Annotated in this window: 4 protein-coding genes and 2 pseudogenes; 1 reads left to right on the forward strand and 5 read right to left on the reverse strand. The window is 33.2% G+C overall.

Annotated features, from left to right (window positions below; all coding sequences use genetic code 11):
- Positions 1–60: 60 nt before the first annotated feature.
- Positions 61–1,989 carry a BatA and WFA domain-containing protein gene (locus BSF41_RS13325; protein WP_095929981.1) on the reverse strand — a complete coding sequence of 643 codons (1,929 nt, stop codon included), beginning with the start codon at positions 1,987–1,989 and terminating at the stop codon, positions 61–63.
- A 230-nt stretch (positions 1,990–2,219) separates the two neighbouring features.
- On the opposite strand from BSF41_RS13325, the gene BSF41_RS13330 reads away from it, so the two are divergent.
- Positions 2,220–3,332 carry a lactonase family protein gene (locus BSF41_RS13330; RefSeq protein WP_095929982.1) on the forward strand — a complete coding sequence of 371 codons (1,113 nt, stop codon included), beginning with the start codon at positions 2,220–2,222 and terminating at the stop codon, positions 3,330–3,332.
- A 146-nt stretch (positions 3,333–3,478) separates the two neighbouring features.
- Here BSF41_RS13330 and BSF41_RS13335 read toward each other — a convergent pair whose 3' ends face one another.
- From BSF41_RS13335 to BSF41_RS24050, 4 genes and pseudogenes are all read right to left on the reverse strand, one after another.
- Positions 3,479–4,825 carry a DEAD/DEAH box helicase gene (locus BSF41_RS13335; protein ID WP_095929983.1) on the reverse strand — a complete coding sequence of 449 codons (1,347 nt, stop codon included), beginning with the start codon at positions 4,823–4,825 and terminating at the stop codon, positions 3,479–3,481.
- 102 nt (positions 4,826–4,927) lie between these two features.
- On the reverse strand, positions 4,928–5,692 hold the full coding sequence (locus tag BSF41_RS13340) for a TIGR02757 family protein (protein ID WP_095929984.1): 765 nt from the start codon (positions 5,690–5,692) through the stop codon (positions 4,928–4,930).
- 119 nt (positions 5,693–5,811) lie between these two features.
- Positions 5,812–6,261: pseudogene (locus BSF41_RS24045) on the reverse strand (ABC transporter ATP-binding protein); the annotation flags it as partial.
- A 216-nt stretch (positions 6,262–6,477) separates the two neighbouring features.
- Positions 6,478–6,690 (reverse strand): annotated as a pseudogene (locus BSF41_RS24050) (ATP-binding cassette domain-containing protein); the annotation flags it as partial.
- Positions 6,691–6,936: the final 246 nt, after the last annotated feature.

The following is a 6,936-nucleotide window of genomic DNA, read 5'->3' on the forward strand; positions in this document are numbered from 1 at the left end:
ATTTTTTGTCGTAAAATGATTTTTGTAAAAAATAAAATGCCTTTAAAACAAACGCGAATTCTATTTCACAAATTTTATAATTGCCATTTCTAATGCTAAAAATAACAGTGCAAAGATAACAAACCATTTCCAAATTTGGCTGTCTGTTCGTTCTGTTTGTAGTGTATTAAAAATGGTTGAAATGGTATCGGCAGTTTTGAAATCAGAAACTACATTCGTGTTTACTTGACTCAAATCGCTTTCCGTTCTTTTGTAATTAAAACTGATATTTTCAACCCATTCTTTTTTGTCAAAAACACTATAATTTCCAGCGGTTTCCGGAAAATCATTGAATGTTAATTTGACTTTATTATTTAAAATCTGCTGAATCGGAATAAAAGAATCGTCTGTTCCTTTAACTTCCAAAATCGCATCTTTAGTCAATAAAACATCCACAAAATAAGGCTGATTATTTCCTATTGTTAAAGCATTTACGCCCGTTTTCTGATTGTTCTGAGCGATTTTATAAAATAACGGAACAATTAAAGGCGATTGCTGAAAATTGGAATTTGTACTATTTATTGGCGCGGTAAAAACCGTTATTCCAGAAACCTGATTTTGTACAGCAGTTACAAAAGCAGTTTGGTCTTCAAATGAAAGTACAGCTGGATACGAACTCGAAACGGCAAACGAACTATTTACTTTTGGATATTGAAAATTGGTTATTTTGTTTTCGAAAACGCCCGAAAATAAAGGATGGTCGAAATTAATTTTAGTGATTAATTTGCTGATAGTTTCTAAATTTCCGAATTGAATTTTTCCAAAATTCCCTAATAATGCATTTAAGCTCGAAAGAGAAGTTTTCTCAGACGGAATTACAACCAAATTTCCACCTTTAGAAACAAAAGCTTTTAAAGTCGTCTGCAATGCCTGCGGAATATCAATTAATTCGTTTAGAATAATCGTATTTTGTTTTTCTAAACTATTATAATCTAAAGAGCCAATTGGGTAATTGTTGTAATTGAATTCTGCCGAGGTATAAATTCTCGATAAGAAGTTGCTTTTTTCAGGTTCGCCAATACTGATAACGTTTGTTTTTTTGTTTTTAGAAATGCTGAAAAACAATTTGTTGTCATAACTTAAACCGTTATCTTCAATTGCAACATATCCATGAAAAGCTTCTTTTGGAATGGTGAAATTTATTTTCTTTTTCTTCGTGTCAAAATTGATAATCGTTTTGGCGATCAGTTTATTTTGATTGTATAAGGCTGTAGAAACCGGTTTAAAATCTTCGCCATAAGCAGACAAATTAATGCCAATTTCGTAGAAGTTTTCTAAAGTCTGGTTAATATAAACGCTGTCAATAGAGACATTGTTTTTCTGTTCTGCTTCTGGAACTATGAAATAAGGTTTTTCTTCAAAATCAATATTTGCAATATCTTTTTCTTTTAAACCAACGGCATCTGTAATAATGACAATATCTTTTTTATGAGCCGATTTATGTGCTTTAATTTTAGCTGTAATGGCTGAAAGATCAAAAGAAGTTGCGCTGTATTTTAGATTTTGTAAAGCGCTTTTAGATGATTTTATATCCGTATTCCAAAAGTTTTCGGTGTTTGTTAAAAGCGAAAATTGAGTGTTTTCTGGAGTGTTTTCGAGTAATTCCTGAACAGCTCTTTTTAATAATTCGCCCTTTTTGCCTTTAGCCTGCATACTAAACGAATTATCTAAAACGATATACATTTCGTTTGAAGCATTTTTGCTGTCGGTAGCTTCAAAAAAAGGTTGCGCAAACGCAATAATTGCGCAAGCAAGCAATAATAAACGTGTGGCTAATAAAAGACGTTTTTTGATTTTAGAACTCTTTCGAGTCTGAATGGCAAGTTCTTTTAAAAATCGAACATTGGTGAAAAAAGAAGTTTTAAATCGTCTTAATTGAAATAAATGAACCAAAATTGGAACAATCAATAAAAACAGAAAGTATAGAATTTCGGGATGTTTAAAATGCATTCTGGCTTCGATTTACTTCACTACGTTTTGTTTTTCGCGAAGATGCTGGTCAAAAATACGAATTAAAAATTATTAAACCATATAAGTTCATTTAAGAGATTATAGGTAAAGTCTAAAGCTTATATTTCTTATGTACGTGAAAAAAATGTAACTTTTGTAATTTCTTGTAATAAAGAGACTGTTTCAAATAGATATATTGTTTATTTTAGCTAATTCAAAAAAAACAAATTATGAAAAAAATATATTTAATCTTGTTTTCCGCTTTATCCATAACAGCTGTTAAAGCTCAAAATAAGTTCAATTTATTAGTTGGAACTTACACCAATACCTGCCAAAGCAATGGTATTTATGTTTATGAATTTGATGCTTCTACTGGCGAATATAAATTAAAAAGTTCTTCTGAGAATGTGGTAAGCCCAAGTTATTTATCTGTCTCTGCAGATAATAAGTTTATCTACGCAGTGAACGAAAATGGAACACAAAGTACAGTAAGTTCATTTTCATATGATTCAGCATCTGGAAAGACCAATTTGTTGAATAAAAATGATGCTTTAGGAGCAGATCCGTGTCATTTAATAAATGATGATAAGCATGTAATTGCAGCCAATTATTCTGGCGGTAGTATCGCGGTTTTTAAGAAAAACACAGACGGAAGTATTACTGAAGTACAGCAGTTAATCCAGCATGAAGGAAAAGGGCCGAATGCGGCGCGTCAAGAAAAAGCGCATGTTCATATGGTTGTTTTTTCTCCAGATAAAAAGTTTGTGCTTTCGAACGATTTGGGTTTAGATAAAATATTTATTTATAAATATAATCCAGCAGCTAAAAACGAAATCTTGACATTAAAAGGAAGTGTTGATGTAAAGCCAGGAAGCGGTCCTAGACATTTGACTTTCAGTAAAGATGGAAAATTTGTGTATTTAGTTCAGGAATTGGATGGAACTTTGACAACATTAAGCTGGGATAAAACAGGAAGTCTGAAGGTAGTTGCAGAAACAAGCATTCTTCCAAAAGACTTTAAAGGAGGAACGGGAGCAGCGGCAATTAAGCTTTCGCCAGACGGAAACTTTTTATATCTTACCGATCGTGTAGACGCAAATGCAATTTCAGTTTACAAAATTCTTAAAACAGGAGCTTTAGAATTGGTTGAACAGCAAAGCACTTTAGGAAAAGGACCAAGAGATTTTGCGATTGATCCAACAGGAAATTACCTTTTAGTAGGACATCAATATACTAATGATATTGTTATTTTTAAAAGAGATATCGCAACAGGAAAACTGACAGATACTGGAAGAAGAATCCAATTATGTTCTCCAGTAGGACTTCTATTCACGAAAATTTAGAAAAAAGGTTCTAAGGTTCTAAGTTGCTAAGATACTAAGAGAAAAGGCTCAAAAGATTAAATTTTAATCTTTTGAGCCTTTTCTCTTACTTGTGAATAAAAAAAACTTAGAACCTTAGCAACTTAGTACCTTAGCATCTAAAAAAATTATTTTTTCTTCTTCTTCTCGTTTCTTGTCTTCAACATATTTCTGTTAACAGAACCGTGAGTTTTCTTTTTGGTTTTTGAAGGACCACCAAGATTTACTTTTTGGTTCTTTTTAGATTTTTCATGGAAAGCGCCATAACCTTCTAGTTTTGGTTTTTTCATTAAAAACTTTCTTGGCAATTTATCTTTTTCAGCTTCGATCAGTTTTGCTGAAATTTCGACTTCTTCAGGGAAATCAGCGATTTTAAGCTCCTGATCCATTAAAAGTTCCGTTTCAATTTTGAATTCTTCTTCTCTTGGAGTAACAAAACTAATTGCAGTTCCCGTTGCGTCTGCACGACCTGTACGACCAATTCTGTGCATGTACAATTCTGGCTCTTCTGGAAGTTCAAAGTTAATTACGTGCGTGATGTTAGAAATATCCAAACCTCTTGCCATAACGTCAGTTGTAATTAAGCCACGAAGATTTCCTTCTTGGAATTCTGCCATTGTGCTCAAACGGTAGTTTTGAGATTTGTTCGAGTGAATTACTCCAAATTGTCCTTCAAAAAGCTCATCAATACGATTGAAAAGCATATCTGAAATCTTTTTGTTGTTTACGAAAACCAAAATACGACTCATACTTTCATCGTTTTCCAGTAAATGTTTTAAAAGGTTTACTTTGGTATTGAAATTCGGAACATTATAAGTAAGCTGCGTAATTTTTTCCAGCGGAGTTCCTGATGGTGCCAATGTAACTTCTTCAGGAAAATCGAAATAATCATTTAATAAATCATCAACTTCATCTGTCATCGTTGCAGAGAACAAAATGTTTTGGCGTTTGGTTTTCATCATCGCAAAAAGCGAAGTCAGTTGTGGTCTGAAACCTAAATTCAGCATTTCGTCAAACTCGTCGATCACTAGTTTTTGTGTTTCGTCAAAACGAACAACAGCATCAAGTGCTAAGTCCATTGTACGTCCAGGCGTTCCGACTAAAATGTCAACACCTTCGTAAACGGCCTTTTTCTGCGTATTGATGTTTACACCTCCGTAAATACCCAACGTTTTAACCGACATATAGGTAGTCAGTTTTTCTACTTCTTCAACTACTTGAACCACTAGCTCACGAGTTGGAACTAGAATTACAATTTTCGGCGTATTGGTATGGGTAAATTTATAAAGCTTTAAAAGAGGCAGTAAATAAGCAAATGTTTTACCGGTTCCGGTTTGTGCAATTCCCATCATATCACGTCCAGACATGATTACAGAAAAAGATTTTTCTTGAATAGGAGTAGGCGTAACAAATCCTAATTCGTCAACTGCTTTTTGTAATGATTTTGGAAGATTAAATTTTTCGAAAGTGCTCATTTGCTTTTAATTTTGTGCAAATGTACGTTAAATTCGTGGTTTGTTTAGCAAATTCTTAAAATCATCTAATAATTTATTAGTCTAACTATTTAATTTTCAATATTAAAACCCTTCAAAAACCCCTAATCCAAACAAGGCAAAATCGTATTTTACAGGATCTTGCGCGTCCATTTTTCTTAATTTGGTATCTAATTCCAATAAAGCTTTAGCATCATTTTGCTTTCGCGAAAGAATGCCAAGTTTGCGGGCAACATTACCCGAGTGAACGTCTAGCGGACAAGATAAAACGGCAGGAGAAATGCTTTTCCAGATTCCTAAATCGACACCTTTTGCATCTTGACGAACCATCCATCGTAGATACATGTTAATTCTTTTTGCGGCCGAATTGTTTAACGGATCTGAAATGTGTTTTTGAGTTCGCGCCAAATGATCGGTTTCGAAGAATATCTTTTTGAATTCGCTGATGCTTTTCTGCAAACTGTCTTTTTCCTGATTTTTAGCAAATACATTTTCCAGTCCATTATGGTTTTGATAGATATTTTTTAAGCCTTTTATAAAGCCAGCAAAATCATGTCCGTTGAAAGTTCTGTGCACAAAGGTTTCTAGTCTTGCCAAGTCTTCGTCAGAATGTGACATAACGAAATCGTAAGGTGTGTTGCCCATTAATTCCATCATTTTATGCGAATTCTTGATAATCATTTTGCGGTTTCCCCAAGCAATAGAAGCGCTAAGAAAACCCGCAATTTCGATATCTTCTTTTTGAGTAAAGAGATGCGGAATCTGGACAGGATCACTTTCTATAAAATCCTGATTGTTATATTGAATGACTTTTTCGTCTAGAAATTCTTTGAGTTCTTTTTGGTTCATTTTAAATGAAATATTCTTTTATGTTCGAGTGCCCTAGCCCTGATGGGAGGGAAAATCCTTTTATGCCGGGGTTCGGCATAAAAGATTGGAAGAACAGCAGGAAAAAGCTCCTAATTAACTTAATTGCTAATTTGTCCGTCGACCATTACTAATTTTCTATCAGCCATATTGGCCAATTCTTCGTTGTGCGTTACAATGACAAAAGTCTGTCCGAACTCGTCTCGCAACTGAAAAAATAATTGGTGCAGGTTTTCGGCAGAATGTGTGTCCAGATTTCCAGAAGGTTCATCGGCAAAAATGACATCTGGTTTATTGATTAAGGCTCTTGCAACTGCTACACGCTGTTGTTCTCCGCCCGAAAGTTCGCTAGGTTTATGGTTAATTCTGTGCGAAAGACCAAGATAGTTCAAGAGTTTTTTTGCTTCTTCTTCGGTTTCAGCGGTCTTTTTGCCTGCAATGTGAGCTGGAATACATACATTTTCTAGCGCTGTAAACTCGGGTAAAAGCTGATGAAACTGAAAAATGAAACCAAGATTTAAGTTTCTAAAATCGGATAAAATTTTGTCTTGTCTGCTTTTCTTTTTGAAATAACGATTGTAATACCCTAACAGTAAAATAATGGGCATAAGCAATATTCCCCAATTGATATAACCCAAAATATCATTCTCTATTTTATTTCTAAAAAGCACTAAAAATACCGCAAGCAGAATAATATAAAAAGAGCCTAACCAAGTGATGATTTTGAATGCTTTTTCTTGATTTGAGCTATTGTTTTTAATGTTTTGTAACTCGAGTACATTTTTTCCATTAATGGTTAAAGATGAATCGGGATTATGATCTGGTTTGTCTAAAGTTCCTAAAATCTGCAGTAATGTAGTTTTACCAGCACCCGAAGCACCAACGATAGAAACAATTTCGCCTTTTTTAATATGTAAATCAACTCCTTTTAAAACTTCAAGTTTGTCGTAAAATTTATGTATGTTTTTTGCGTGTATCATGTAGTGAAACTGTTTTTACAAAGAAACGAAGATTATGGTCAAAATCAAATTCCAATATGTGAAATTCAAATTCCAAATTTCAAAATCCCAAATTCCAAAAGGAGCGAAGCGACTTTTAGAAAATCTAAAATCTAAAATCTAAAATCTAAAATCTAAAATCTAAAATCTAAAATCTAAAATCTAAAATCTAAAATCTAAAATCTAAAATCTAAAATCTAAAATCTAAAATCTAAAATCTAAAATCTA

This window comes from Flavobacterium sp. ACN2 (assembly GCF_002303885.1).
In the GTDB taxonomy this organism is placed as follows: Bacteria; Bacteroidota; Bacteroidia; order Flavobacteriales; family Flavobacteriaceae; genus Flavobacterium.